The 26,587-nt window shown below is 62.9% G+C and carries 23 protein-coding genes, 1 tRNA gene and 1 rRNA gene; 6 read left to right on the forward strand and 19 right to left on the reverse strand.

Annotated features, from left to right (window positions below; genetic code table 11):
• The first annotated feature begins 60 nt into the window (after positions 1-60).
• A complete protein-coding gene (locus tag PQU92_RS10465) occupies positions 61-1,221 on the forward strand; it encodes an isovaleryl-CoA dehydrogenase (protein WP_272748166.1) in 1,161 nt (386 codons plus the stop codon).
• 133 nt (positions 1,222-1,354) lie between these two features.
• The gene (locus tag PQU92_RS10470) at positions 1,355-2,254 is read left to right on the forward strand and encodes a hydroxymethylglutaryl-CoA lyase (RefSeq protein ID WP_272748167.1); all 900 of its coding nucleotides are present in this window, start codon (positions 1,355-1,357) and stop codon (positions 2,252-2,254) included.
• Positions 2,255-2,289: 35 nt separating this feature from the next.
• Here the strand turns inward: PQU92_RS10470 and PQU92_RS10475 are convergent, their stop codons facing one another.
• From PQU92_RS10475 to PQU92_RS10505, 7 genes are all read right to left on the reverse strand, one after another.
• Complete coding sequence (locus PQU92_RS10475; protein WP_272748168.1) at positions 2,290-3,060, reverse strand: CAP domain-containing protein; 771 nt, start codon at positions 3,058-3,060, stop codon at positions 2,290-2,292.
• 141 nt (positions 3,061-3,201) lie between these two features.
• Positions 3,202-3,903: a CAP domain-containing protein gene (locus PQU92_RS10480; RefSeq protein WP_272748169.1), complete on the reverse strand. Its 702-nt coding sequence runs from the start codon at positions 3,901-3,903 to the stop codon at positions 3,202-3,204.
• Between the two features lie 98 nt (positions 3,904-4,001).
• Entirely contained in the window at positions 4,002-4,883 is an 882-nt protein-coding gene (mmsB, locus tag PQU92_RS10485) for a 3-hydroxyisobutyrate dehydrogenase (RefSeq protein ID WP_272748170.1), read from the reverse strand.
• Between the two features lie 193 nt (positions 4,884-5,076).
• Positions 5,077-6,126, reverse strand: a complete 1,050-nt coding sequence (locus PQU92_RS10490) for an enoyl-CoA hydratase/isomerase family protein (RefSeq protein WP_272748171.1) — start codon at positions 6,124-6,126, stop codon at positions 5,077-5,079.
• A gap of 105 nt (positions 6,127-6,231) precedes the next feature.
• Positions 6,232-7,344, reverse strand: a complete 1,113-nt coding sequence (locus PQU92_RS10495; RefSeq protein ID WP_272748172.1) for an acyl-CoA dehydrogenase family protein — start codon at positions 7,342-7,344, stop codon at positions 6,232-6,234.
• Positions 7,345-7,521: 177 nt separating this feature from the next.
• Positions 7,522-8,562: a Glu/Leu/Phe/Val family dehydrogenase gene (locus PQU92_RS10500; protein WP_272748173.1), complete on the reverse strand. Its 1,041-nt coding sequence runs from the start codon at positions 8,560-8,562 to the stop codon at positions 7,522-7,524.
• Complete coding sequence (locus PQU92_RS10505; protein ID WP_272748174.1) at positions 8,555-11,974, reverse strand: indolepyruvate ferredoxin oxidoreductase family protein; 3,420 nt, start codon at positions 11,972-11,974, stop codon at positions 8,555-8,557. Before PQU92_RS10505 ends, PQU92_RS10500 begins: the two co-directional genes overlap by 8 nt.
• A 175-nt stretch (positions 11,975-12,149) precedes the next feature.
• Between PQU92_RS10505 and PQU92_RS10510 the strand changes: the two genes are divergently transcribed.
• Positions 12,150-12,629, forward strand: a complete 480-nt coding sequence (locus tag PQU92_RS10510; RefSeq protein WP_272748175.1) for an Lrp/AsnC family transcriptional regulator — start codon at positions 12,150-12,152, stop codon at positions 12,627-12,629.
• A 128-nt stretch (positions 12,630-12,757) separates the two neighbouring features.
• Here PQU92_RS10510 and PQU92_RS10515 read toward each other — a convergent pair whose 3' ends face one another.
• Both PQU92_RS10515 and PQU92_RS10520 read right to left on the reverse strand, forming a co-directional pair.
• On the reverse strand, positions 12,758-13,864 hold the full coding sequence (locus PQU92_RS10515; protein WP_272748176.1) for a CaiB/BaiF CoA transferase family protein: 1,107 nt from the start codon (positions 13,862-13,864) through the stop codon (positions 12,758-12,760).
• Between the two features lie 108 nt (positions 13,865-13,972).
• Positions 13,973-15,136, reverse strand: a complete 1,164-nt coding sequence (locus PQU92_RS10520; RefSeq protein WP_272748177.1) for an acyl-CoA dehydrogenase — start codon at positions 15,134-15,136, stop codon at positions 13,973-13,975.
• A 224-nt stretch (positions 15,137-15,360) separates the two neighbouring features.
• Here PQU92_RS10520 and hppD point away from each other — a divergent pair, with 224 nt between their 5' ends.
• Positions 15,361-16,425, forward strand: a complete 1,065-nt coding sequence (gene hppD, locus PQU92_RS10525) for a 4-hydroxyphenylpyruvate dioxygenase (RefSeq protein WP_272748178.1) — start codon at positions 15,361-15,363, stop codon at positions 16,423-16,425.
• On the opposite strand, the gene PQU92_RS10530 is transcribed toward hppD, so the two are convergent.
• The 4 genes from PQU92_RS10530 to glpK form a co-directional block, all read right to left on the reverse strand.
• Positions 16,422-16,982 (reverse strand): class I SAM-dependent methyltransferase, encoded by a 561-nt coding sequence (locus PQU92_RS10530; protein WP_272748179.1) that lies wholly within the window; start codon positions 16,980-16,982, stop codon positions 16,422-16,424. The two genes, hppD and PQU92_RS10530, sit on opposite strands and share 4 nt — an antisense overlap.
• A 203-nt stretch (positions 16,983-17,185) precedes the next feature.
• Positions 17,186-18,247, reverse strand: a complete 1,062-nt coding sequence (locus tag PQU92_RS10535; RefSeq protein WP_272748180.1) for a potassium channel family protein — start codon at positions 18,245-18,247, stop codon at positions 17,186-17,188.
• 83 nt (positions 18,248-18,330) lie between these two features.
• The gene (locus PQU92_RS10540; protein ID WP_272748181.1) at positions 18,331-19,812 is read right to left on the reverse strand and encodes a glycerol-3-phosphate dehydrogenase/oxidase; all 1,482 of its coding nucleotides are present in this window, start codon (positions 19,810-19,812) and stop codon (positions 18,331-18,333) included.
• Positions 19,805-21,289: a glycerol kinase GlpK gene (gene glpK, locus PQU92_RS10545; protein ID WP_272748182.1), complete on the reverse strand. Its 1,485-nt coding sequence runs from the start codon at positions 21,287-21,289 to the stop codon at positions 19,805-19,807. The genes PQU92_RS10540 and glpK overlap by 8 nt, the downstream gene beginning before the upstream one ends.
• A 113-nt stretch (positions 21,290-21,402) precedes the next feature.
• On the opposite strand from glpK, the gene PQU92_RS10550 reads away from it, so the two are divergent.
• Together PQU92_RS10550 and PQU92_RS10555 are read left to right on the forward strand one after the other, a co-directional pair.
• Entirely contained in the window at positions 21,403-21,942 is a 540-nt protein-coding gene (locus PQU92_RS10550) for an NADPH-dependent FMN reductase (protein ID WP_272748183.1), read from the forward strand.
• Positions 21,939-22,211: an Rdx family protein gene (locus PQU92_RS10555; protein WP_272748184.1), complete on the forward strand. Its 273-nt coding sequence runs from the start codon at positions 21,939-21,941 to the stop codon at positions 22,209-22,211. The genes PQU92_RS10550 and PQU92_RS10555 overlap by 4 nt, the downstream gene beginning before the upstream one ends.
• A gap of 22 nt (positions 22,212-22,233) precedes the next feature.
• On the opposite strand, the gene PQU92_RS10560 is transcribed toward PQU92_RS10555, so the two are convergent.
• From PQU92_RS10560 to rrf, 6 genes are all read right to left on the reverse strand, one after another.
• Positions 22,234-23,364: an ABC transporter permease gene (locus PQU92_RS10560; RefSeq protein ID WP_272748185.1), complete on the reverse strand. Its 1,131-nt coding sequence runs from the start codon at positions 23,362-23,364 to the stop codon at positions 22,234-22,236.
• A gap of 89 nt (positions 23,365-23,453) precedes the next feature.
• Positions 23,454-24,374 carry an ABC transporter ATP-binding protein gene (locus PQU92_RS10565; protein ID WP_272748186.1) on the reverse strand — a complete coding sequence of 307 codons (921 nt, stop codon included), beginning with the start codon at positions 24,372-24,374 and terminating at the stop codon, positions 23,454-23,456.
• Complete coding sequence (locus tag PQU92_RS10570) at positions 24,371-25,297, reverse strand: HlyD family secretion protein (protein WP_272748187.1); 927 nt, start codon at positions 25,295-25,297, stop codon at positions 24,371-24,373. Before PQU92_RS10570 ends, PQU92_RS10565 begins: the two co-directional genes overlap by 4 nt.
• Complete coding sequence (locus PQU92_RS10575; protein WP_272748188.1) at positions 25,294-25,926, reverse strand: TetR/AcrR family transcriptional regulator; 633 nt, start codon at positions 25,924-25,926, stop codon at positions 25,294-25,296. Before PQU92_RS10575 ends, PQU92_RS10570 begins: the two co-directional genes overlap by 4 nt.
• A gap of 161 nt (positions 25,927-26,087) precedes the next feature.
• A tRNA-Met gene (locus PQU92_RS10580) sits at positions 26,088-26,164 on the reverse strand.
• 319 nt (positions 26,165-26,483) lie between these two features.
• Positions 26,484-26,587, reverse strand: a 5S ribosomal RNA gene (rrf, locus tag PQU92_RS10585); the annotation flags it as partial.

A 26,587-nucleotide genomic window follows, 5' to 3' on the forward strand; every position in this document is an offset into this window, starting at 1 on the left:
CCCCCTCTCCCTGAGGGAGAGGGTTGGGGTGAGGGGGAACTGTTTCCAAGGAAGACGCCCATGACCGACTTTCCGCATCTGACCTTCGCACACGGCGACGATATCGACGCCCTGCGCGACACGGTCGCCCGTTTCGCCGCCGCCGAAATCGCGCCGCTCGCGTCTGAGGCCGACCGCACGGATCAGTTCCCCATGTCGCTCTGGCGCGCCATGGGCGATCTCGGCGTGCTGGGCCTGACCGCGCCCGAAGACTATGGCGGCGCGGCCATGGGCTACCTTGCCCACACCATCGCCATGGAGGAAATCTCGCGCGCCTCGGCCAGCGTCGGCCTCTCCTACGGCGCGCACTCCAACCTCTGCGTCAACCAGATCACCCGCAACGGCACCGAGACGCAGAAGGCCAAATACCTGCCGAAACTGATCAGCGGCGAACACGTCGGCGCGCTGGCCATGTCCGAGCCCGGGGCCGGGTCCGACGTCATGTCGATGCAGCTTCGCGCCGAACGCAAGGGCGACCGCTACGTGCTCAACGGCTCGAAAATGTGGATCACCAACGGCCCCGACGCCGACGTGCTGGTCGTCTATGCCCGCACCGGCGAAGGCACGAAAGGCGTCACGGCGTTCCTGATCGAGAAGGGTTTCCCCGGCTTCTCCGTCGCGCAGAAGCTCGACAAGCTGGGGATGCGCGGCTCGCACACCGGCGAACTGGTTTTTGAGAATTGCGAAGTCCCCGCCGAGAATATCCTCGGTTCCGAAGGGCGCGGCGCAGGCGTCCTGATGTCGGGTCTCGACTACGAGCGCGTGGTGCTGTCCGGCGGCCCGCTGGGGATTATGCGGGCGTGTCTCGACGTGGTTATCCCCTATGTGCATGAGCGCAAGCAGTTCGGCCAGTCCATCGGTACGTTTCAACTGATGCAGGGCAAGCTGGCCGATATGTACGCCACCTGGGGCGCGTGCCGGGCCTATGTCTATGCGGTGGCGCAGGCCTGCGACCGGGGCGAGACGACGCGCAAGGATGCGGCGGCCTGCATCCTCTACGCGGCGGAAAAGGCGACCTGGATGGCGGGCGAAGCGATCCAGTGTCTGGGCGGCAACGGCTATGTCAATGAATATGCGACCGGGCGGCTGTGGCGCGACGCCAAGCTGTACGAGATCGGTGCAGGGACCAGCGAAATCAGGCGTATGCTGATCGGGCGCGAACTGTTCGAGGAGACGAAGTGATGGCTGTTCTAACCCCCTCTCCCCGTGGGGGAGAGGGCTGGGGTGAGGGGGGCGTGGCCCTGACGGTTTACCCCCTCACCCGGCCTTCGGCCACCCTCTCCCCCATGGGGCGAGGGGGTTTTGGTTCACGCGCATGACCCGTCCGTCTCACGTCACCCTCTACGAAGTCGGGCCGCGCGACGGCTTGCAGGCCGAGAAAACCGCCGTCTCGACCACCGACAAGATCGCCCTCATTGACCGCCTGTCGCAGACCGGTCTGCGCTTCATCGAAGTCGCCAGCTTCGTCTCGCCGAAATGGGTGCCGCAGATGGCCGATGCCTCGGACGTCTTAGCGGGCATCGCACGCCAGCCCTACGTCACCTACCCGGTCCTGACGCCGAACGCTCACGGCTATCAGGCCGCTATGGCTGCAAATGCCCAGAGCGTCGCCATCTTTGCCTCGGCGTCGGAGACCTTCAGCCGGAAGAACATCAACTGTTCGATCACTGAGAGCCTCGACCGGTTCGCGCCGGTGGCTGAAGCCGCGCGAAACGACGGCACGGCTTTGCGCGGCTATGTGTCGTGCGTCGCCTTTTGCCCCTATGAGGGCCGCATCGCGCCCGCCGCCGTGGCCGAGGTCGTGGCGCGTCTGGCCGATATGGGTTGCTATGAAATCAGCCTCGGCGACACCATCGGCCGCGCCACGCCCGCCGATACCGAACGCCTGCTGGAAACCGTCCTGAACCGCGTCGAAGCGGCGAAACTGGCCGTGCATTTCCACGATACCTACGGTCAGGCCCTGGCCAATATTCTGACGTCGCTCGACTACGGCATCGCGACGGTGGACGCCTCGGTCGGCGGCTTGGGCGGCTGTCCCTACGCACCGGGGGCCAGCGGCAATGTGGCGACCGAAGACGTGCTCTATATGCTGAACGGGATGGAGATAGAGACCGGCGTCGATCTCGACCGGATCATCGACGCGGCGTGGTTTATCTCGGACATACTGGGCCGCCAGCCGCGCTCGAAAACCGCTATCGCGCTGGGCAGGCTCTAATCATACCTCCCCGACAAGTCAGGGAGGTATGTAATCTATATTCCCGCCACCTTCATGTGGCGACCGAAGACCTGCGTCCAGTAATAGCGATAAGGCTGGGTTTCGGTGCCGACCGGCTGGTCGTCGGGATCGTAGATATAGCCGATACCGACCTCTTCATAGCCACAGTTGAGGATATTGGCGCGGTGGCCGGGACTGTTCATCCAGCCGGTGACGATTTCCGCCGGCGTCGGTTGTCCGGCACCGATATTCTCACCCAGAAGGGTGTAGATATAGCCCGTATCCTTGACGCGGTCCTTCAGCTTTATGCCGTCATTGCCGTAGTGGTAGAAGTAGTTCTGCTGCGACATCGACAGGCTCTGGCGCTGGGCCGCCTGCATCAGCTTTTCGTTGATCCTCACCTCGCCGCAGCCCGCCTTGGCGCGCTCGACATTGATCAAGGCGACCACCGTCACCGCCCGCTGGCGGGCATCGTCGTCGATCAGATAGGTGATGGCGTTGATCACCGGTCCCAACGGTTGGGGCGCCGGTTTTGGCGGCAGGGCGTCGGTCGACGAGGCGTCGACCTTCTTCGGCGGCTGGATCGTGGTCTTTCCCGGCGTCTTGCCGGCGGGCTTCTTGATCGGCGGCTTAACCGGCGCTTTGGGGGGCAGTTTGGGGGGCGCGACGGCTTCGGGGATCAGGTCCGGCAGGGCGGGCTGCGCCTGCCATTGCAGGGCGTCGACCAGGGCTTCGGCCTCGGTCCGCACGATCATTTCCTGCGCCGGGGCTATCCCCGCACCGGCGGCCCAAAGCACCGCAGCCATTAACATCAGCCGTTTCATAATGTCGCCCCGAAAGTCCCAAAAGAACCATAGGCGAATTTCACGGAACGCCGCTACCCCAAAATAGCATATGTCGGCATTTGTAAGACTCGAAAATCATCGCCTCCCCAACAGGAGGTAAGACTATCTGCCTGCGATCTTGATGTGACGCCCAAACACCTGCGTCCAGTAATATTTGTACGGCAGGGCCTGACCATCGATCGGCGTGTCGTCGGCCTGATAGACGAAGCCTATGCCTATGTCCTCATAGGCGCAGTTGAGGATATTGGCGCGGTGGCCGGGGCTGTGCATCCAGTTGTCGACGATCTGCGCCGGGGTGGCCTGACCGGCTCCGATATTCTCGCCCAGCAAGGTGTATAGATACCCCGAGTCATCGACACGGTTCTTCAGTTTCACCCCGTCGGCGGTATAGTGATAGAAATAGTCCTGCTGCGCCATCGACAGGCTCTGGCGCTGCGCCGCCTGCATCAGGTTCTCGCTGAGGGCCAGCGCCGGGCACCCGGCCCGACCGCGTTCGGCATTGACCATGTCCAGCACGCTGAGGGCATAGGCGCGGGCCTGATCGTCGATGGTGTAGGCGGTTTTCGGCGTCCGCAGGAGCGTGTCGCTCAGGGCGGGGCTTTTGACGACCGTATTGACGCGCCTGTATTTCTCTGTCGGGGATTTTTCGACTGGCGGCGCGGCCGTACCGAACAGAGCGGCCACCGCCGCATCGGCATTGGGGTCCAGCTTCTGAACCGTCTCACCCGCTAAAACCGGTCCCGCGCATATCAAAAGACCGGCCAAAAGACTGGCCATAAGCCCGCCCAAACGCTTTACTGTCATGAGTCTGTCCCGCCCGCGGCGGTGTCCATCTCCGCCGGGTCCGACCATGATTAGGCCGCAGAGATTAAGCCGTCCCTAAGAAACGTCTTTAAGCCGGCTTAACCGTGATCCCTGAGATAGGGCATCATGACCGAGAAATCCCGGGCGGCAAAACCGTCCGCGCACAGGGCCTCGTACATGGCCCGCGCCAGCGTCCCCAGCGGCGTATGCGCCCCATTATCCTCCGCGGCTCCGACCGCCAGATTGAGGTCCTTGAGCATCAGGGCCGCCGTAAACCCCGCCTGATAATCGCGATTGGCGGGCGACGACGGCAACGGACCGGGTACCGGACAATAGTCGGTCAGGGCCCAGTTGCGCCCGGACGCCTTCGAGGCGATGTCGAAAAAGACCTGAGCCTCCAGACCCAGCTTTTCGGCCAGACCGAAGGCCTCGCAGGTGCCGATCATGCTGATCCCCAGCAGCAGGTTGTTGCAGATCTTGGCCGCCTGACCGGCGCCGGAGGCTCCGGCATGGATCACCGCCTTGCCCATCGCCGACAGGAGCGGTTCGCCGCGCGCAAAGGCTTGCACCGTGCCGCCGCACATGAAGGTCAGGGCCCCCGCCTTCGCCGCCGCCACGCCGCCGGAGACCGGGGCGTCGAGCATGGCCAGACCGGCGTCCTGCGCGGCCTGAGCGACTTCACGCGCGGCACCGACATCGATGGTCGAGCAGTCGATCAGCAGGGCAGAGGCCGGTGCGGCGCGGCGGGCGATATCATGCACCTGACGGACGTGCGCGGCGGCGGGCAGCATGGTGATGACGGCCCCCGCCCCTTCGCAGGCCTCGGCGACGGACAGAGTGCGGATCGCCCCGGCCCCCTGCGCCTCGGCCACGGCGCTTTCATCGAGGTCGAAGGCGCGCACCGTGTGACCGGCCCGGACAAGGTTGACGGCCATGCCCGACCCCATATGGCCAAGCCCGATAAAGGCGACGGTGGTCATGAGCTACCCTTTCATACCTCCCCATCTTTGATGGGGAGGGGGACCGCACGAGCCGACGAAGTCGGTGAGATGTGGTGGTGGGGTCCTTGCTTACGTACAGTGGTAACCATTGAAACACCGTAAGACACCCCACCACCACTCGCTCCGCTCGCGGTCCCCCTCCCCGCCAAAGGCAGGGAGGTATAGATAAAAATCACGCGTACAATTCCCGCTCCAGCGGCCGGAATACCGCCTCGACGCTGGTCGCCGAGACACAGCCGATGGCGTGCGGATTCCATTGCGGCGAATGGTCCTTGTCCTCCAGCACGGCGCGCACCCCTTCGAGGAAATCGTGGCTCTGGCAGACGCGCGAGGCGATGCGGTATTCCATCTGCATCACGTCCTCGAACGTCTCCATCTGACGTCCTTCGCGCAGTTGCCTGAGCGTCACGCTCATCGAGAACGGCGAACGCGTCGCCATGACCTCGCCCTGATGCTGCGCCCAGTCGCTGTCCTCCAGCTTGAGCGCAATGGCGATATCGGCCAGAGTCGCCTTGCCGAAGATACGGTTGATCGCCTCTTCGTGCTCCGCATAGGACGGCGCACCGACAGGCCGGTCGTACCGGTGCAGGATATTGTCGATATCACCGCCCTTGAGCAATTCCGCTTTCAGGTCAGGTAGATCAGTGCTGGAAACATAATGGGTGGCAATGCCCGCCGCCTTGACCTCAGGTCCTTTCAGCCGCGCCCCGGTCAGGGCCAGCCACGTTCCCAGTTCCCCGTCAAGTCTTGGCAAAAACCAGCCGCCACCGACATCGGGAAACAGACCGATCCCGGTTTCCGGCATGGCGAACAGGGTATTGTCGGTGGCGATGCGGTGCGAACCGTGGACCGAGATACCAACGCCGCCGCCCATAGTCACCCCGTCCATCAGGGCGACGAAGGGTTTAGGGAAATTTTTGATCAGGGTGTTGAGCCGGTATTCGGTGCGGAAAAACGCCCGCGCCGCGACCCCGTCGCCACGCCCGGACACCGCCACGGCGCGGATATCACCCCCGGCGCAGAAACCGCGCCCGACGGCATGATCCAGAACGACATAGGCCACGCCCTCGTCATCGGCCCAGCGGCTGAGCGCCTCGGCCATGTCGCGGCACATGTCGGTGGTCAGGGCATTGAGCGCCTGGGGCCGGTTGAGCGTCAGCCGCCCGACGCCATTCTCAACCCGCACCAGAAGCGGTCTTTCCGCGACGATCACGCTGTCCATCCGTTGGTCTCCTGTCGTCCTTTATCGCTTTTTTATTGCGCAGCATTTTTGTGCAGCATTTTGACAGACAATCACAAAACGCGAGTCTTTGGAATCCCTTTTTAGTTAACCTATGAGGCTCCGCGCGATGATCACCCGCATGATTTCATTCGTCCCTTCAAGGATTTGATGCACCCTCAGATCGCGCACGATGCGTTCGACGCCATAGTCGTGCAGATAGCCGTAACCGCCGTGAATCTGCAGCGCGTCATTGGCAACCCTGAAGGCCGTATCGGTGACGAAGCGCTTGGCCATGGCGCACCATTTCGTCGCGTCCGCCGCGCCCTCGTCCAGCTTCTGAGCTGCCGCATAGAGCAGGGCGCGCGCCGCCTGAAGCTCGGTTTCCATGTCGGCCAGCCGGAACTGCGTCATCTGAAATTCATCCAGCCGTTTGCCGAATTGCTGACGATCGTGGGCATAACGCAGCGCCCGGTCGAGCGCATCCTGCGCCCCGCCCAGCGCGCAAGCGGCGATGTTCAGCCGCCCGCCGTCGAGCCCCTTCATGGCGAATTTGAAGCCCTCGCCTTCCGCACCGAGGCGGTTTTCAGCGGGAATACGCACACCGTCGAACATGACCTGCCGCGTCGGCTGGGCGTTCCAGCCCATCTTGTGCTCATTGGCCCCGAAACTGAGACCCGGCGTCGCTTTTTCGACCAGAAAGGCCGAAATTCCGGCGTCGGCCCGGGCCATGACGACGTACAGGTCCGACGCGCCCGCTCCGGAGATAAAGGCCTTGGAGCCGTTCAGGACATAGGCCTCGCCATCGCGCGTAGCCGTGGTTTTCATCGCCGCCGCGTCCGACCCAGAGCCCGGTTCGGTCAGGCAGTAGCTGGCGATCAGGTCCATGTTCACAAGCCGCGGGATCCACCGTGCTCGCTGATCCTCGCGGCCGAACGCATCGACCATCCAGGTGCACATATTGTGGATCGACAGAAAGGCCGCCGTGGCGATGCAACCCTGCGCCAGTTGCTCGAAAATCAGCACGCCGTCGTGCCGCGTCAGGCCGGAGCCGCCGTGGTCCTCACGCGTATAGATGGCCGCGAACCCCAGCGCCGCCGCTTCGCGCAGCGTATCGACGGGGAAATGCTTTTGCGCATCCCATTCCCCGGCGAAGGGCCTCAGACACTCAGCGGCAAAGGCCTGCGCGGTATCGATGATCAGTTGCTGTTCGTGGGTCATGTATCGCCTGTACTTTCCCTCGCCCCAATGGGGTATAGCGCCAGCGAAAGTATAGCTTTCGCCAGCGGTGGGTGGCTGAAGCGTAGCGAAAGCCGGGTGAGGGGGAGTCAAGCGCACCGTCTGCAGCCCCCTCACCCTGCGCTTCGCGCATCCCTCTCCCCATGGGGGCGAGGGAGATTAAACACGCACCATCTTGGCCCGCGCCAGAGTATCGGCCACGTCCTGCGTCAGCCGATGTTCCTTGCGCGCGCGGTCGAAAATATCGTGCAGACGCGGCCCGATGGCCTCGATCTGCGCGTCGATGGCAGCGGGGTCGTTCTGTTCGTGATACTCCGCCGAAACCGCGATGATACCCCCGGCATTGATGACGTAATCCGGCGCATAAAGCACACCGCGACGCTGCAATACGGCCCCGGCTTCGGCTGTCGACAGCTGGTTATTGGCGGCCCCGGCGACGATCCCGGCGCGCAGCCCTTCGGCCACCTCCGGCGTGATGATACCGCCCAGAGCGCACGGCGCGACGACATCGGCTTCGACGGTCAGGATGTCTTTGACATCAACGACTTCGGCACCGTAACGGTCGATCATCTCTTCGGTGCGCACCGCATTGATATCGGCGACGATCAGTTTCGCACCGCGCTCATAGAGTTCATCGCACAGATAACCGCCGACGTGACCGAGCCCCTGCACGGCAATGCGCAAACCGTCGAGGGAGTCACGATTCAGCCGCGCCTTGACCGCCGCCTCGATACCGATGCGCACCCCGCGCGCAGTGAACGGCGACGGATCGCCGCCGACCTGACCCTTGACCTTCGCCAGACCGGATACGTAACGGGTTTCGCGCGCCACGACCATCATGTCGGCCACGCCGACGCCAACGTCTTCGGCGGTGATATATTGCCCGCCGAGGCTATCGACCGCGCGACCGAAAGCGGCGAACACGGCCTCGCGGTTATGCGGCTCGACCGGCCCCATGATGACCGCTTTACCACCGCCGAAGGGCAGGTCGGCCATGGCGTTCTTGTAGCTCATGCCCCGCGACAGACGCAGGGCATCCGTCCGCGCCTCCGACGCCCCGGCATAGGTCCACAGACGGCAGCCACCCGCCGCCGGGCCGCGCGCGGTCGAATGGATGGCGATGATCGCCTTCAGGCCCGTCTCAGGGTCGTTGACATCGACGACCTTTTCGTGAGCGTCGAAAGCGGGCAGATCAAACATGGGTCGTTTCCTTTTTAGATTCAGCGGCATAAAAGGCCGCCAGTAGTTCAGCCCGCGTCGTGTCGTAGGTTTCGACGCTGGCCGCCTTGACGTGACCGAAGCCGCGTACCGTTTCCGGCAGACGCGCCAGAGCTACGGCAAGGCTGAGATTGTGCGGCGCGACGGTGCGCAGCATTTCGGGGATAAGCGTGAGATAGTCGTCACGCAAACGACGCTCCATCCGGCGCTCATCCGTGTAGCCGAACAGGTCGAACGCCGTACCGCGCAGCCCTTTCAGGCCCTTGAGCATGTTGAATGCGGTGAACATCCACGGGCCGAATTTGGCCTTGCGCGGCAAACCGGTCGACGGGTCTTTTGGCGCAAACAACGGCGGCGCAAGGAAGACCGAAACCTTGTCCGGATTTTCAAACTGCGCCGCCATCTGCGCCCTGAACGCCGGATCGCTATGCAGCCGCGCGACCTCGTACTCGTCCTTATAGGCCATCAGCTTGAAGGCATGACGCGCCACGGCCTCGGTCAAGGCATCGTGCCCGGCGGTCTTCACCTGCGTGACCAGCGCCGCATATTGCGCGGCATAAGCGGCGTTCTGATAAGCGGTCAGGTCGGCCACGCGGCGCGCCACAAAGCCGTCGAGATCAAACGCTTCCGACTTGGGTGCCTCCACCTTGAGCCGTCCCAGATGCAAGGCCCGCCCCAGCGCAAAGGCTTTGAGATTATTCGCCGATTCCGCGCCGTTCAGCACGATGGCACGCTCGATGGCCGAACGGCTCAGGGGGATGGCCTTCGCCTGCCACGCCGCCCCGAGCAGGATCATATGGCCATAGACCGCGTCGCCGAGATATGTCCGCGCCACACCGCCCGCATCCAGCGTCTCGACCGACCTGGCCGCGCGGCGCAGTTTCGCCGTCAGACCGAAGCGGTCGAACACCTTGTCGCGGTTGAGCGTAAATTCCGCCGTCGAGGTTAGGGCCCCGTTCAAAAACACCTTCGTCCGCTGCGTATCGAGCAGCGGCAGGGCCGATTTGCCCTGCGCCTGCACCATATCGGCGGCCAGCAGCACATCGGTCTCACCGGCGACAATGCGCGGAGCCAGATCACCCGTCCGCGACAACCGCACATGGGCATCGACGCCGCCGCCGCGCTGCGCCAGACCGGTCTGATCGGCGACCGACACGCGCAGCCCGTCCAGATGCGCCGCCATGCCCATCATGGCGCTCAGAGACGTGACGCCCAGACCACCGATCCCGGTCAGCAGCAGGTTGACCGGGGTCATCCCCACCACCGGCGGCAGGATATTCGGCAAGCCGCTGATCAGAGGTTCTATATCGGGGGCCGCGGCTTTTTTCAGTTCCGCGCCCTCGATGGAAACGAACGACGGGCAGAACCCTTTGACGCAGGCCGTGTCGATGTTGCAGGCCGACTGATCGATTTCGCGCTTGCGACCCAACTCGGTTTCCAACGGATTGATCGCCACGCAGTTCGACTTGACCTGACAATCGCCGCAGCCTTCGCACACCGCCGGATTGATGAAGACACGGGCTTTCGGTTTGAGGTCCAGGTTTCGTTTGCGGCGGCGACGCAGTTCGGTGGCGCAGGCCTGATCGAACAGCAGGACCGACACGCCTTTGAATTCACGGAGTTCTTTCTGCACGGCATCGATATCGTCGCGATGGTGGAACGACACGCCGCCGGGCATCTCACCGGCCCAGCGGTCCGGGTCGTTCGACACGACGGCAATGCGTTCGATCCCTTCGGCGCGCACCTGTTCGGCGACCATGACGGGGGTCAGTTGTCCGTCGACCGACTGCCCGCCGGTCATGGCGACGACGTCGTTATAGAGGATCTTATAGGTGATATTCAGCCGTGCGGCGACGGCCTGACGGATAGCCAGCAGCCCCGAATGGAAGTAGGTGCCGTCACCCAGATTGGTGAAGATATGCGGCTCATCGGTGAAGGGCGCCTGCCCCATCCAGGTCACGCCTTCGCCGCCCATATGGGTGCAGATTTCCGTCTGGCGCGGCATGAAGGTCACCATATAGTGGCAGCCGATCCCGGCCAGACCGCGCGAGCCTTCGGGGATGACGGTCGACGAATTGTGCGGGCATCCGGCGCAAAAAAACGGCGTGCGCACCGTGTCGGGTTTCACCGCGTCCTTCGTCGCCAAACGCGCCCGGAAAGCGTCGGCGCGGGCCTGACGCTCTGCCGTTTGCGCATATTTCGGCAGCAGGTCGTACAGGGCCAGCGCCACCTGAAGCGTGTCGAGTTCCAGCACGTCGGAGATCAACGACTCGCCATGCACATCGCGCTTACCGACGATGTGCGGACGGCGGCCATCGGGCAGGTCATATAGCGCGTTGCGAAGCTGGCTCTCGATGACGTCACGGCGTTCCTCGACCACCAGCAGCGTCTCCACTCCCTGCGCAAAGGCTTTCGCGCCCACAGCATCGAGCGGCCAGACCAGCCCCACCTTCCAGATCGACAGGCCGATGTCGCGGGCGGCGGCTTCATCGACCCCCAGCCCGTCTAGCGCCTCCATCACCTGCAAAAACGCCTTGCCGCTGGTGGCGATGCCGATGCGCTTTTTCGCCGTCGGCCACACGACCCGGTCGAAGCCGTTGACCCGCGCAAAGGCCTGCGCCGCCGGGACTTTATAATGGCGGTGGCGCGCTTCCTTGGCCGCGGGCGTGTCGCTGGCGCGGATGTGCAGCCCATCGGCGGGCATATCGAATTCCGGCGTCTGGATGGCGTAGTCCAGCGTCAGATCGACGGTACTTGAGGCATCCATCAGATCGGAGATCGTCTTCAGCGCCACCCACGATCCGCTGAAGCGTGACATGGCCAGACCTTTGACGCCAAATTCCAAGACTTCCTGAATAGTAGAAGGCATCAGCGTCGGCATTTCGGCGTCGATAAAGGCCAGTTCCGACTGGTTCGGCAGGGTCGAGGATTTGCAGGCATGGTCGTCGCCGACCACCGCCAGCACCCCACCTTTTTCTGAGACCCCGGCCATATTGGCGTGTTTCAACGCATCGCCGGAGCGATCGACGCCCGGCCCCTTACCGTACCAGATGCCGAAGACGCCCTCATACCGCGCCCCTTCGAACAGCGGCACGTGCTGCGTCCCCCAGACGGCGGTCGCCCCAAGGTCTTCGTTGATGGCCGGTTTAACGACGATGTTCAGCGGATCGAGGAAGGCTTTGGCCTGCGCCAGCTGCATGTCGTAATTGCCGAGTGGCGAACCGCGATAGCCGGAAATGAACCCCGCCGTATTGAGCCCCTCGCGCCGGTCGCGCCGCGCAATGACCATCGGCAAACGAACCAGGGCCTGCACCCCGCTCATGAAGGCGCGGCCTTCGTCGAGCGCGTACTTGTCGCTGAGTGAAACCTCCGGCCGATGGTGCATATCGTGCATAGGCGTTTCTCGATTCCTGCTAATTTTTTCGTTCAAGACGAAATTTTTTTGCAGGATATCGCGAAAGTGACAGAATGAATTTCCGCATTTCGTGCTATTAGAGGCAAATACAAAATGACATTCCGTCGCGACGAACGGTCGCGGAATGGGATGCTGGAAACACAGGAATCTATCTATGCACCGCCATTCGGACGGCAAAAGCCTCGACGACACCGACCGTAAGATCCTCAGATTGCTGCGCAGCAATTGCCGTCTGACGACGCAGGAAATCGCCGACAGCGTCGGTCTGTCCGCCACCCCCTGCTGGTCGCGCATCAAGCGCATGGAGGAGTCGGGGGTCATCACCGGCTACGTCGCCCTGCTCGATCCGGAGCTGGTCGGTCGCCCCGATACCGTGATCGTCGAGCTCAATATCGAACAGCACGACGACGAGAAAATCGAAGCCTTTTCCAAATATCTGCTGGGCATGCCCGAGGTCACCGACGCCTATCTGACCACCGGCGAATTCGACTATGTGATCATCGCGGCGGTCGACGGCACCGAAGGCTACGAGCAGTTTTTGCGCAAGAAGCTGCTGAAATTCGGCGGCATCCGCCACACGCGTTCGACCTTCTGTCTGCGGCGGTTAAAGCGCGAACCCTCACCGTCGGTATAGGTATAATCATATCCTCCCGCTGGCGGGGGGAACCCGGCGAAGCCGGAGGGGGGTGGCTGACGCCGCTATCCACCCCACCTTCCGGCCTTCGGCCTCCTTCCTCCCCGCCAGCGGGGAGGTATAAAGGCTCAGGTTCCGCGCTTGGGCGACGCCTTATCCGCTACCATACGCACCCCGTCGATGACGATGGGGGACGCCACGCCCGGCACGCCACCGACCTCGATCTTCATCCCGCGATGAACGATCTGAGTATCGTTGAACACGTCCTCAATCGTGTTGGTCGGCCCCGCCGGTACGCCCGCGGCTTCCAGCGCCTCAAGCAGGTCCGCCCGCGTCCGGTTCGCCAGAAACGGCGTCAGCTCCGCCTCAAGCTGATGGCGCGCGGCCACCCGTCCGGCATTGGTGAGAAAGCCTTCATGCTGCGCAATATAATCGGCTTCCAGCACGTCGCATAAGCGCCGGAATTGCTGGTCGTTGCCGACGGCGATGATGACGTGGCCGTCCTTGACCGCAAAGACCTGATAGGGCGCGATATTGGGATGCGCGTTGCCCATACGTGTCGGCGAGACGCCCGACGCCAGATAGTTCATGGCCTGATTGGCCAGCATCGACGTCGCCACATCGAACAGGGCCAGGTCGATATGACACCCCTCACCCGTTGCATCGCGCTGCCGCACCGCCGCCAGAATGGCCGTCGAGGCATAGACACCGGTGAACAGGTCGACCACGGCGACGCCGAACTTTTGCGGCGGACCGTCGGGCTCTCCGGTGATGTCCATCAGGCCGGACATCCCCTGAAGGATATAGTCGTACCCGGCCCGCGCCGCATAGGGACCGTCCTGCCCGAAGCCGGTGATCGACACATAGATCAGGCGCGGATTGACGGCTTTCAGGCGGTCGTAATCGAGACCATAGGCGGCCAGTCCGCCGACCTTGAAATTTTCGATCAGCACGTCGGATTGCGCGACCAGATCACGCACGGCGGCCTGACCGTCGGGGGTAGTGATGTCGATGGCGACGGAGGTCTTGCCGCGGTTGGCGGCGTGGAAATAGGCGGCATCCTCACCGATAAAGGGCGGGCCCCAGTGGCGCGTATCGTCACCCGTGCCCGGGCGTTCGACCTTGGTCACTTCGGCACCGAGATCGGCAAGGATCTGCCCTGCCCATGGTCCGGCCAGTATCCGCGCCAATTCGAGGATTTTCAGGCCGGAAAGGGGCTTGGCGGGCAGACTCATCATTCTTGCCTAACAAAAAAAGCCGGACCTAAGCGAAGGGCCGCCCCGAGCTTAGGTCCGACGATATGAACCACAAAAAAGTACCCGAAGGGCAACTTTTTTGTGAGGCTAATAAAACGCCTGCAAACCCGTTTGTGCGCGACCTAAAATAAGCGCATGGACATCGTGCGTCCCCTCATAGGTATTGACCGTCTCAAGGTTCTGCGCGTGGCGCATGACGTGGTACGCTTCATGGATGCCGTTGCCGCCGTGCATGTCCCGCGCCATCCGCGCGATCTCCAGCGCCTTGCCGCAATTGTTGCGCTTGATCAGGCTGATCATCTCAGGCGACATCTGCCCCGCATCGAACAATTGCCCGACACGCAGGGCCGCCTGAAGCCCCAGCGCGATCTCGGTCTGCATATCGGCCAGCTTCTTCTGGAACAGTTGCGTCTGCGCCAGAGGTCGCCCAAATTGCTGCCGGTCGAGACCGTATTGCCGCGCCCGGTGCCAGCACGCTTCGGCCGCGCCCATGACGCCCCACGCAATGCCATACCGCGCCCGATTGAGGCAGCCGAACGGCCCTTTCAGACCCTCGACACCGGGCAGGATCGCGTCCTCGCCGACCTCGACATTATCCATCACGATCTCGCCGGTGACCGAGGTGCGCAAGGACAGCTTGCCCTCGATTTTAGGCGCGCTGAGGCCCGGCAAACCCTTGTCCAGCACGAATCCCCGAATGACACCGTCGAGCTTGGCCCACACCACGAACACCTCGGCGATCGGCGCGTTGGTGATCCATGTTTTCGTGCCGTTCAGCACATAGCCACCGTCCACCCTGCGCGCCGTGGTCCGCATCGCCCCCGGATCGGACCCGGCCTCAGGCTCGGTCAGACCGAAGCAGCCGACCCACTCACCCGACGCCAGTTTCGGCAGGTATTTCGCCTTCTGCGCCTCAGAGCCATAGGCAAAGATCGGGTGCATGACCAGCGACGACTGCACACTCATCATCGAACGATAGCCGCTGTCGACGCGCTCGATTTCGCGTGCGATCAGGCCATAGGCGACATAGCTCGCGCCCGCCCCGCCATAGCTTTCCGGCAGGGTCGCCCCCAGCAGGCCGCGCGCCCCCATCTCCGTGAAAATGGCGCGGTCGGTGTGTTCCCTGGCATAGGCCTCGATCACGCGCGGCAAAAGCAAGCCTTGCGCATAGTCGTGCGCGGCATCGCGGATCAGGCGCTCGTCCTCGCTCAGTTGCGCGTCGATAAGAAAGGGATCAGCCCAGTTGAACATCTTAAACCCTGTCTGTTTATCGCATCATGCTGCGCCAAAATCCGGAGCCTGACCAGAGGCGATATAGCCCTCATCCCTTACCATTTTAACCACCTGAAATGGCACTGAATATTCAGGAAAAGTTGCGCGGGATACTTACGACGAGTTAATTGGACTTAACGATAGTTTTGTGACATTTCCCATTTCACACGCTTCTGTGCAAAAAGCGCGTGGTCGAGGGGAATATGCCGGTCAGTTGTCAGAATCCATTGGGGTTAGAGGGGTTCGCCTTTGTCGAATTCACCGCGCCCGACCCTGACGCGCAAGGACGGCAACTGGAGCGGCTGGGCTTTATCGAGACGCACCGCCATCCGGGCCAAAAGGTCAGCCTCTACCGGCAGGGCGACATCCATTTCATCCTCAATGCCGAGCCGTTCAGCCACGCCTCGGACTTCGCCACGCGGCACGGGCCTTCGGCCTGCGGCATGGGGTTCCGCGTCGCCGATGCCGCCCGCGCGCATCGTCTGGCACTTCAGCACGGCGCGACACCCGTTGAGGGCGTCTATACCCCGTTCGGCGACGACCTGCTGGCCCTGCAAGGCGTCGGCGGTACGCTGATCTATCTGATCGATGACTCGCAGTTTTCGGACGACGTCCTGTCCGGTTGGGTGCCATTGACCAACCCGCCGGTACGTCAGGTCCACGGCGCGGGTCTGACGCGCATCGACCACCTGACGCACGACCTGCCCGCCGGTCAGATGCAGGTGTGGGCCGATTTCTATACCCGCGTCTTCGGCTTCGAGTCGCAGCGCTATTTCGAGGTTGACGACCGCCTGATGGGGGTCGACAGCCAGACCCTGATCGCGCCCGACGGCCACATCCGCATCCCGTTGAACGAGAGCCGCAACGCCTTCAACGCGACCGAGGCCTTTCTGAGTGCTTATGGCGGCGAAGGCATCCAGCACATCGCGCTGGAAACGCGGGATATCTATGCGACCGTCGAAGGTCTCCGCGCGCGCGGCGTGGCGTTTCAGGCCGTGCCCGATCCCTATTACGAGATGCTCGACCGCCGCGTGCCGCACCACGACGAAGACGTGGCGCGGATGAAGGCCGACGGCATCCTGATCGACGGCAATGCCCGCCGCGACGGGATCTTGTTGCAGGTCTTCACCGAAAACACCTTCGGTCCGGTCTTTTTCGAGATCGTTCAGCGCAAGGGTGGCCATGCGGGCTTTGGCGGTAGCAACTCTCAGGCCCTGATGGAGGCGGCGGGGCTGGATCAGATGCGTAAAGGGTTGCTGCGGGTCTAACCTTTGCGGACAAAGCTATCATATACATGCGTCACATCGTCGAAACGGACGCGGGCGGGCTGACCGGCGAAGGGCTGCGGCGTGAAGGCCGCGTCGGTCAGAACGGCGGCGACCGGATCGTCGATCTTGTCGGTGTTCCAGCCGAGCAGCAACGGCGCGCCGGGTTTCAGGATATGGCTCAGGGCGTCCAGAGCCTTGACCTGCTGCGGTACGGAATCGACGCCGTAGCCGAGCACGCCGTTACAAATCACCCCATCAAACGCGATATCGGCAAACAGCGCCGCATCGCAGATATCCCCCGTCCGGTGATGGCCCTGACGTCCGAAGCGCTCGGCGCGCGGATCGATATCGGTGGTCCACACCTTCGCGCCCTTGGCTTCCAGCACGCTGTAATAGTCGCGCGTATAGCCCCGGCAGCCGATAAACAGGATCGAGCCGCCGACCTCGGCAAAGGCGGGGAGATAGGCGTCGCGCATCAGTTTGCGGTCGGGGAGCTGATGGATCGCCGCGCGCTTCGGCTGGAAGGTTTTGCTGATCCACTGCTGTAAGGCGTTCATATCGGCTCCCTGAGTTAGGCAGGAGCGTATAACAAAGGGGGAGTGTGTCAAACTTGTAATGTCCGCTTATCTTTCCCTCTCCCTGAGGGAGAGGGAAGTCCGAAGGGCAGGGTGAGGGGGAAATGGTAGAAGCGGACTCGGTATAGCGCTTGGTAACAGTTCCCCCTCACCCGGCTCACGCTTCGCTCCAGCCACCCTCTCCCTCAAGGGAGAGGGGATAAAGGCCGCGTCTGCGCGATCTCGACAATCACGTCCCCAGCCCTGAGCGCCTGCGCCTCGGGTTCCCAGTACCCGATCTGATGGTCGCCCCGGCAAATCCGCACACCCAACCCCGTGGTAATCGCACTCAGCGGCTTGCCCACCTCGGCTGACGTTACCACGCGGTCGCGCATGACGACCTTGCCGTCGGCCGAGGCCAGATCGCTAATGTAATCCACCACATGACGACCTTCGGCAGCGCGCGCCAGAAGATGCCCGCCGAACGAGACCGGATTGATGATGTGATCGGCCCCGGCCTGCCGGATCAGGCTCTCGTTTTCGACCGCCCGCACCGTGGCGCTTATCGAGACGTGCGGGTTCATCGCCCGCGCCGACAACACCACCAGGGCCGTCGTGTCGTCGCGCCCGGTCGAGACGATTACCGCTTGCGCCGTATCGATATTGGCCGCCGCCTGAGTCGAATTGTGCGTGGCGTCGCAATCGATCGTCGTCACCCCGCGCTCCAGCGCTGCAGCTATACGGTCGCCGTTATAGTCGACGACGACGATGCGCTCCGGCAGCATATTCTGACGCAGCAGTTCGTTGACCGCCGCCTCGCCGCTGGCGCCGTAGCCATAGACGATGATGTGTCCCTTGAGGCCCTTGCGGATCATGTGCGTGCGTATCCTCTCCCAGGTGCTTTTGACGACGAAGCTATAGGCGGTCCCCAAGAAAATCAGCCAGATGAACAGGCGGATCGGCGTCACGACGAAGGTGTCGAACAACCGCGCCTTGTCGGTCACCGGCACGATATCGCCATAGCCGACGGTCGAAACGGTCACGGCGGTAAAATAGACGACATCGACGAAGGACACCTCGCCGTCGGTATTGTCGCGCAGGCCCTCGCGGTCGCTGAGGTGCCCGATCAGGGCGATACCGATCAGCAGGAACACCAGCACCGCGCGCAGGACCAGCGACTGCCAGATCGGCAGCTTGCCCTTGCGATTCAGCGTGATCGCGGGGAGCACCTCGTCGGGAATGTCGATTTTGCGTGGCCTCAGCGCCATCCGTGCCTCGTCGGTTTCAGCCGGAGGCTATGGGGATTTTTATAAAAGCCCAAGGCGGAAGTGGAGTTACGCATCCCAGCTTATCAAACCACATACCCCGCGGCCAGTTCGCGGTACACCGCCACCTGCGCGGTCTGCCAGTCTGCGTCGCGGCCCAGTTCCCCGGCCATCAGTTCGGCCACGCGCGGGGCGGCGTCGACGCTGGCTTTCGCATCGAGCAGCAAAGCGCGTAAGCGGCGGCTGAGGACGTCCTCAAGCGTGCGGGCCTGCTCATAGCGCGCGGCGCGGATCACCTCGGCTTCGGTGTAGGTAAAGGCCGGATGCAGTTGCGTCTCGGCCCCCTCCAGCGCATCGCCGGTGTGCAGCGCCAAGGTCTCGGACACGCTCGCTTGCGGCACAAGGCCCACCACAGACGCCGCGCGATCGACCGCGTCCTGACCCATGCGACGATAGGTCGTCCACTTGCCGCCGGTCAGGGTCACAAGCCCGCTATCCGACACGATCAGGGCGTGTTCGCGCGATAGATCTTTCCCCGTCCCATCGCCCTTGACCAGAGGACGCAACCCCGCAAAGACGCTCAAAATATCCGCCCGCGTCGGCGCAACGGCGAAATAATCCGCTGCCGTGCGCAGGATGAACTCGACCTCGGTGTCCAGTGCGCGCGGCTCCAGAGCGGCTTCCGGCACCGGCGTGTCGGTGGTTCCAATCAGGGTCTTGCCATGCCACGGCACGGCAAACAGCACGCGCCCGTCCGAGGTCTTCGGCACCATCAACGCAAACCCGTTCGGCAAAAACCGACCATCAACGACGATATGGACGCCTTGACTGGGCGACAGCATCGACGCGGCGCTGACCTCGTCCATCCGCCGCACGCCGTCGGCAAAGACGCCGGTAGCATTGATCACTACCCTGCCCCGCGCGGTATAACCCTCTCCGGTTTCCGCATCCGTGAACATCACGCCGGTGACCTTGCCACCGGTCTTGACGAGGCCCGTCACTGGCGCGGCATTGAGCGCCACGCCGCCGTGCGTCTCGAACGTCCGCAGCAGGGAGACCGCCAGCCGTGCGTCGTCGAACTGCCCGTCGAAATAGAGGATGCCACCGACCAGCCCCGCGCGCTTCAGGGTCGGCATGTCGGCCAGCACGTCCTTGCGGCTCAGAAACCGGCTGGGGCGCAGGTTCAACCGCCCGGCAAGCGCATCGTACAACTTCAATCCCGCGCCATAGAAGGGCAGCCGCCAGCCCTGATAAGCGGCGATGACGAAGCCGAGATCGTGGACCAGATGCGGTGCGTTACGCTTCAGAATCCCCCGCTCGTGCAGGGACTCGCGCACCAGCGGGATATTGCCCTGCGCCAGATAGCGCACCCCGCCGTGGATCAGCTTGGTCGAGCGGCTCGACGTGCCCTTGGCGTAATCGTACGCCTCTAAAAGCAGGGTCTTGTAGCCCCGCGTTTGCGCCTCGACCGCCGTGCCGAGGCCCGACGCGCCACCGCCGATAACGATCACGTCCCAGTGCGTGTCGGCGGTCGCGGCGGCAACGATGGCGGGACGCGGATCAGACATCCGCCCACCCCTTGCTGCGCTCGACCGCCTTGCGCCACGTCGCCAGACGGCCAGCCCGTTCATCGTCCGACATGGCCGGTTCGAAGACGCGGTCGACCTGCCACAAGGCGCGCAGTTCCTCGGTGTCGGCCCAGTAACCGACCGCCAGACCGGCCAGATAGGCGGCCCCTAACGCCGTGGTCTCGGTCACCGTCGGGCGCACGACCGACACCCCTAAGATATCGGCCTGAAACTGCATCATCAGGTTGTTGGCCGAAGCCCCGCCATCCACACGCAACTCTTTCAAATCGCCCCCGTCACGCTGCATGGCTTCCAATACGTCCGCGCTTTGGAATGCAATGGCCTCCAGCGCCGCCCGCGCAATATGCCCCTTGGTCGTACCGCGCGTCAGGCCGATCAGCGTCCCCCGCGCATAGGCGTCCCAGTGCGGCGCACCCAAGCCCACAAAGGCCGGAACCAGACAGACGCCGTCGGTATCCGGCACCGTCGCGGCCAAAGCTTCGATTTCGCCGCTGGACCGGATGATGCCCAAGCCGTCGCGCAACCACTGCACCAAGGCTCCCGCGACAAACACCGAGCCTTCCAGCGCATAGGTCGTCGTGTCGCGCTGCCATGCTAACGTGGTCAGCAACTTATTCGCACTCGGCACGATCTCGCCGCCCGTATTCATCAGCATGAAACACCCCGTGCCATAGGTGTTCTTGGCCATACCGCGCGTGTGACAGACCTGCCCGAAGGTCGCCGCCTGCTGATCGCCCGCCATCCCGGCGATGGGGATGCGCGCCCCGAACAGGCCTTCGGCGGTGGTGCCATAAACCTCGCTATTGCTGCGCACCTCCGGCAGCAGGCTGCGCGGAATATCGAGCAGGCCGAGTAACTCGTCGTCCCAGTCGCCGGTGTGCAGATTATACAACAAGGTCCGGCCGGCGTTCGACGCATCGGTGATATGTAATTCGCCGCCGGTCAGGTTCCACACCAGCCAGCTATCGATGGTCCCAAACGCCAGTTCCCCGCGCTCCGCCTTCGCCCGCGCGCCGTCTACGTTGTCGAGCAGCCACCTGATCTTGGTGCCGCTGAAATAGGCATCAAGCAAAAGCCCGGTCTTGTGCTGAAACACCGCTTCGTGTCCCGCCGCGCGCAAGGCGTCGCATATCCCCGCCGTGCGCCGGTCCTGCCAGACGATGGCGTTGTGGATCGGCTGACCCGTCGCCCGGTCCCAGATGACCGTCGTTTCGCGCTGATTGGTGATGCCGATGGCGGCGATGTCCGAGGCGCGCAACCCCGCACCGGTGATCGCTTCCTGCGCCACGCCGACCTGCGTGCTCCAGATATCGCGCGCCTCGTGTTCGACCCAGCCGGGTTGAGGGAATATCTGCCGGAATTCTTTTTGCGCGATCTTTTTAATCCGGCCCTTCGCGTCGAAGACGATCGCGCGGCTGGACGTAGTGCCCTGATCGAGCGCAAGTATATAGGACATCGGCGTTTCCTTTTTTGGGGAAGGCTACAACCGTGCACGGCATCCGGCTACTTTTATTATTGCCCGCTGATGAGGCACGGCGCATGGTGCGCCCCACAAATATGGAGACTCCCATGCCCAAGATAGCGGTCCTGATCGGCAGTTTGCGCCGCGACTCGATCAATAAAAAATACGCCCATGCGCTGGAAAAGCTGGCCGGGGACCGGCTCGACTTCCATTATCTCGACGTCGACCTGCCGCTCTATAACGAAGACCTGTGGGAAAATCCGCCGGAAAAGGTCGTGCAACTGAAAGCCGATATCGAAGCCGCCGATGGCGTGCTGATCGTGACGCCGGAATATAACCGCTCGGTGCCGCCCTGTACCAAAAACGCCATCGACTGGGCGTCGCGCCCTTACGGGCATAATTCCTGGAAGGGCAAGCCGGTGGCGATTACCGGTGCCTCACCTGGCCGTCAGGGCACGGCGGTGTCGCAGTCGCAACTGCGCAGCACGCTGGTCATCTGCGAGACCGTCGTCATGGGCGGTCCGGAAGTCTATATGACCTTCACCCCGGACCTGCTGACCGACGACGGCACCTTTGCCAGCGAAGGGACGCAAAAATTCCTCAATGGCTTTATCGACGCCTTTGTCCGCTGGGTCGAGCGCCCGTGACCGCTAGAATTACGATCCTTTATTGCACGCAATGCCAGTGGCTTCTGCGCGCGGCATGGATGGCGCAGGAACTGCTCTCGACCTTCGGTTCCGATCTGGGGGAAGTCGCTCTGATCCCCGCCACTGGCGGTCGTTTTGAAATCCATGTCGATGAGACCCTGATCTGGGAGCGCGTCCGCGACGGTGGCTTTCCCGGTCCGAAAGAGCTGAAACAACGCGTGCGTGACGTGATTAGCCCGGAGCGCAATCTGGGGCACATCGATCGCTGACCGTGCTCTTAAGGAAAGTCTCTTAGTCGAGCGTCACACGGTAGCGCTTGAGCGCAATCAGGGTGGCGACGGCGGTAAACAGCAATAGCGGCCAGATATTGTGCCACACGGCGACAAAATCGGCGCCCTTGAGCATGATGCCCCTCACGGCCCGCAAAAAATGCGTCAGGGGAAACACCGAGCCGATCGCCTGCGCCCAGTCGGGCATGCCCCTGAACGGGAACATGAAGCCCGACAGCAGCATGGACGGCAGGAAGAAGAAAAAGGTCATCTGCATGGCCTGCATCTGGGTCCGCGCCATGGTCGAGAAGGTGAAGCCGACCGCAAGACTGGCGACGATAAACAGCGCTACGCACCCGAACAGCAGTACCGGCGACCCGATGAAAGGCACGCCGAAAACCCACGCCGCCGCCCCCAGAATGATGACGGTCTGGATCAGGCCGACACCGACATAGGGGATGATCTTGCCGACCATCACCTCCCACGGCCGCGCCGGCATGGCCAGCAGGTTTTCCAGCGTGCCGCGTTCCGATTCGCGCGTCATGGCCATGGACGTCATCATGATCATGGTCATGGTCAGGATGACGCCCAGAAGCCCCGGCACGATATTGTACTGAGTAATGCCTTCCGGATTATAGCGGCGGTGAACGACCACATTGACCGGTGCTGCTTCGGGCAACAAGGTCCCCCAGCCGCGCGTCAGGTCGTGGGTCAGTGCCTGACTGACGACCTGACCGATCTGCGCCACCGCGCCCGACGCCGCCGACGGGTCCGACGCATCGGCCTCGATCAGCAGGGAGGGCTTTTCGCCGCGCAGCAGGTCGCGCGTGAACCCGGCCGGGATATGGACGACGAAGGCCGCCTCGCCTGCCTGCAACAGGGCCTCGGCCTGCGCCTGATCGTGGACCTGCGCCTGAATGTCGAAATAGCTCGATTGCGCCATCCCGGCGACGATCGAGCGCACGACCGGGCTTTCGTCCTCCAGATAGAGCACGGTCGGCAGATGACGAGGATCGGCATTGATGGCAAAGCCGAACAGGGCCAGTTGCACGATGGGCACCATGACCATCATGCCGAAGGTCATCCGGTCGCGGCGCATCTGGATGAATTCCTTGGTCAGGATAGCGAGGATACGACGAAGGGGGGAGATCATGACTTATCCTCCGCCCGTCTGTTTTTTCGCTTGGGAAAAACAGACATAAATTCTGAAAATCGGGCGGCGTGTCCTTAGGGTTAGAGCGCTCATGACTTATCCTCCGCCCGCCCCATGAGGTGGATAAAGACATCTTCCAGACTGGGGCGCTCACTCTGCCAGCGCACGCCGTCACCCCGCTCGGCCTCGATCAACGCCTTCAGCTTCGCGGCATCCGAGCCGCTGACGTGCAGGGCCGAACCGAAATAGGCGACGTGTTCGGCACCGTCGCGACCCCGCAGACGGTCGGCCAGGGCCCGCACCCCCGGCCCTTCGGCAACATAGGTGTGCAGGCCGCTCTGATCGATGATCGACTGCACCGGCCCCTGCGTCATCAGCTTGCCATAGGCGATATAGACGATCTCGTCGCAGCGCTCGGCCTCATCCATATAATGCGTCGATACCAGCACCGTCAGACCTTCGGAGGCCAGCCGATGGATCTGATCCCAGAAGTCACGCCGCGCCTGCGGATCGACCCCCGCCGTCGGTTCGTCCAGCAGCAGCATGGCCGGATCGTGCAGCGTACAGGCCGCCAGGGCCAGCCTCTGTTTCCAGCCACCCGAAAGCGTACCGGCCAGTTGCGTCTGACGCGACGTCAGGCCCAGCGTCTCCAGCGTCCGGTCGACGACCTCACCTGCCTTACGGATCTCGTACAGGCGGGCGACGAATTCGAGGTTTTCACGGATGGTCAGGTCGTCCCAGAACGAGAACTTCTGCGTCATATAGCCGACCTGACGCTTGATTTTGCGGCTGTCGCGGCGGATGTCATAGCCGAGGCACGTCCCCTCGCCTTCATCGGCGCGCAAAAGCCCGCACAACATGCGGATGGTCGTCGTCTTGCCCGAGCCGTTCGGCCCCAGAAAGCCCCAGACCTGACCGCGCGGCATCCGGATATCGACATGGTCGACCGCCGTGCGCTTGCCGAAACGCTTGGTCAGGCCGCGCACATCGATGGCCAGTTCGGCCGTCACAGGGTAACGTCCACCGGCTGACCGGGCCGCAGCGCATCGGGCTTTTCCGGCGTGGCTTCGATGAGATAGACCAGTTTCTGCCGCTCGCGCACCGAATAGATGACCGGCGGGGTGAATTCAGCCTCCGTCGCGATATAACGCACCTTCGCCGTCTGGGCCGCACAGCCGTCGCAGGTCACACGAACGCTCTGGCCGATCTTCACGCGCGCCAGTTCGCCCTGCGGCACGTAGAAGCGGACGAATTCACGCCCCGTGACATACAGGCTGAGCACCGGTTGCCCCACCGCCACATACTCCCCCGGCTCGCGCAGCCTCTGGCCGACCCGCCCTTGCAGCCGCGCCCTGACCGCTCGCTCGTCGACCGTCCACTGCGCCTGCGCCGTGTCGGCGGCAGCCCCTTCGGCCTGAGCCTGCGCCGCCACCAGCTGATCGGCGCGACCGGCCTGCCGCTGCGCTGCGATCTGCCGGTCGATGGCCGCCACACTGGCCTCGGCCGCCTTGCGCGTGGCGCGCAGCGAATCCATCTTGGCCGGCGCGGCATAACCGCTGGCCGCCAGCTTGCCGTAGCGCGCTTCTTCGGACCGGGCGAGATCTAGGGAGGCCTGAGCCTGATCGCGTTCCTTGAGCAGCGGCGCAATATCGGCCTCGCGCGCCCCCTTGCTCATATCCTGCGCTGTGGCTCGCGCCGCGGCCTCGTGACTCTCCGCCCCGGTCAGGGCTTGCCGGGCCTGCGTAGCGTCCAGTGCAAACAGCGGCTGATCCAGCGCCACCGAAGCCCCGTCATCGACATAAACCGCCGACAACCAGCCCGACTGAGGCGCCGCGACTGCCGCGGCCTGGGCCTCGACATAGCCGGTAAAGCGGCCTTCATCCGCCTTCTCGCACCCCGCCAGCAATGGCAGGATCAACCACAGACGCTTCATGGCTTTTGCCCTCTCAGGAAGGTATCGACATGCGCCCTCAGATAGGCCCTGGCCGGAAATGGCGAGGCCGCGACCGGACCGAAGGTGAAATGCCACAGCATGGCCTTGACGAACGGCGCCAGAAACAGGTGCGCCGCCATCGCCGGATCGCCCTGACGGATTTCACCGCGCGCCATAGCCCGTCCGAACAGGCCCGACAGGGCGTCGAGCACCACACCGATGACCTCTTCATGGTAAAAGCGCGCCAGCTCGGGAAAGCGGGCGGCTTCCCGCACCAGCAATTTTGGATAGACGGGCAAGGTATCACTGTCGATCTTGCCGCCCGCAAACCCGGCCACTCGATACAGCAGCCAGCTCAGCGGCGCATTATAGTGGCGCAGGATGAACAATATCCGCTCCAGACGCGGCACGACATCGCGCCGCAACAGCGCCTCGAACAGCGCTTCCTTGGTCGGAAAATAGAGATAGATCGTCCCCTTCGACACACCAGCGCTTTTGGCAACCTCATCCATACGGGCATCGGTATAGCCATGGCGGTTGAACTGCGCATAGGCGGCATCGAGCAAGGCATCGCGACGGATATCCGGCGACAGACGACGAGGCTTACGGGGCGGCAAAGGCGTTGTCATTTTCAATTCACATTCTGACTGACCAGTCAGTACTACAATTTTAAACCGTTTTACGCAATGGGTACGGTGAATTCAATAGAGTGGCATCAGGCGATTCAGAGCCCTAAACGCAGAAAAGCCCGCATATGCGGGCTTCTAAGGTATTGTTTTGTCTGTATCAGTGGGTGCGGGGGCCAGATTTGAACTGACGACCTTCAGGTTATGAGCCTGACGAGCTACCGGGCTGCTCCACCCCGCGTCACCAAGAATACGGGCGTATGAGCGCAGCCCGGTTTTTTTATGCTTTGTCTGTTCGCTTTTGGGCTCACAGACGGGGCTGCTCCACCCCGCGACACCATATACTCACTTCAAAGTGTCCTCGGGCTATGCCCTGCGGTACTTTGAAGTGGATCTGTTTTGAGAAGATAAATCTCGGGGCGGCCCTTCGATTTCTCTTCGCTTTAAGGCTTTGGCTTCGCTGAGGAAGTCATGCCGGATATTAAAAAAGACCGGGCAGCTGAGTGCCGCGCGGTCTTTGATGGGGTGTGATTGAAGGGTTGTGGGCTTGTGTTTGATAGACCTGGCGACGACCTACTCTCCCGCGCCTTAAGACGAAGTACCATTGGCCCTGGCAGGCTTAACGACCGAGTTCGGAATGGGATCGGGTGGGGACCAACCGGCA

This window comes from Asticcacaulis aquaticus (genome assembly GCF_028550415.1).
Taxonomy (GTDB): domain Bacteria; phylum Pseudomonadota; class Alphaproteobacteria; order Caulobacterales; family Caulobacteraceae; genus Asticcacaulis; species Asticcacaulis aquaticus.

Coding starts and splice junctions, on each gene's coding strand:
- PQU92_RS10465 (WP_272748166.1), top strand. CDS start 61: ATGACCGACTTTCCGCATCTGACCTTCGCACACGGCGACGATATCGAC.
- PQU92_RS10470 (WP_272748167.1), top strand. CDS start 1,355: ATGACCCGTCCGTCTCACGTCACCCTCTACGAAGTCGGGCCGCGCGAC.
- PQU92_RS10475 (WP_272748168.1), bottom strand. CDS start 3,060: ATGGCTGCGGTGCTTTGGGCCGCCGGTGCGGGGATAGCCCCGGCGCAG.
- PQU92_RS10480 (WP_272748169.1), bottom strand. CDS start 3,903: ATGACAGTAAAGCGTTTGGGCGGGCTTATGGCCAGTCTTTTGGCCGGT.
- mmsB (WP_272748170.1), bottom strand. CDS start 4,883: ATGACCACCGTCGCCTTTATCGGGCTTGGCCATATGGGGTCGGGCATG.
- PQU92_RS10490 (WP_272748171.1), bottom strand. CDS start 6,126: ATGGACAGCGTGATCGTCGCGGAAAGACCGCTTCTGGTGCGGGTTGAG.
- PQU92_RS10495 (WP_272748172.1), bottom strand. CDS start 7,344: ATGACCCACGAACAGCAACTGATCATCGATACCGCGCAGGCCTTTGCC.
- PQU92_RS10500 (WP_272748173.1), bottom strand. CDS start 8,562: ATGTTTGATCTGCCCGCTTTCGACGCTCACGAAAAGGTCGTCGATGTC.
- PQU92_RS10505 (WP_272748174.1), bottom strand. CDS start 11,974: ATGCACGATATGCACCATCGGCCGGAGGTTTCACTCAGCGACAAGTAC.
- PQU92_RS10510 (WP_272748175.1), top strand. CDS start 12,150: ATGCACCGCCATTCGGACGGCAAAAGCCTCGACGACACCGACCGTAAG.
- PQU92_RS10515 (WP_272748176.1), bottom strand. CDS start 13,864: ATGAGTCTGCCCGCCAAGCCCCTTTCCGGCCTGAAAATCCTCGAATTG.
- PQU92_RS10520 (WP_272748177.1), bottom strand. CDS start 15,136: ATGTTCAACTGGGCTGATCCCTTTCTTATCGACGCGCAACTGAGCGAG.
- hppD (WP_272748178.1), top strand. CDS start 15,361: ATGCCGGTCAGTTGTCAGAATCCATTGGGGTTAGAGGGGTTCGCCTTT.
- PQU92_RS10530 (WP_272748179.1), bottom strand. CDS start 16,982: ATGAACGCCTTACAGCAGTGGATCAGCAAAACCTTCCAGCCGAAGCGC.
- PQU92_RS10535 (WP_272748180.1), bottom strand. CDS start 18,247: ATGGCGCTGAGGCCACGCAAAATCGACATTCCCGACGAGGTGCTCCCC.
- PQU92_RS10540 (WP_272748181.1), bottom strand. CDS start 19,812: ATGTCTGATCCGCGTCCCGCCATCGTTGCCGCCGCGACCGCCGACACG.
- glpK (WP_272748182.1), bottom strand. CDS start 21,289: ATGTCCTATATACTTGCGCTCGATCAGGGCACTACGTCCAGCCGCGCG.
- PQU92_RS10550 (WP_272748183.1), top strand. CDS start 21,403: ATGCCCAAGATAGCGGTCCTGATCGGCAGTTTGCGCCGCGACTCGATC.
- PQU92_RS10560 (WP_272748185.1), bottom strand. CDS start 23,364: ATGATCTCCCCCCTTCGTCGTATCCTCGCTATCCTGACCAAGGAATTC.
- PQU92_RS10570 (WP_272748187.1), bottom strand. CDS start 25,297: ATGAAGCGTCTGTGGTTGATCCTGCCATTGCTGGCGGGGTGCGAGAAG.
- PQU92_RS10575 (WP_272748188.1), bottom strand. CDS start 25,926: ATGACAACGCCTTTGCCGCCCCGTAAGCCTCGTCGTCTGTCGCCGGAT.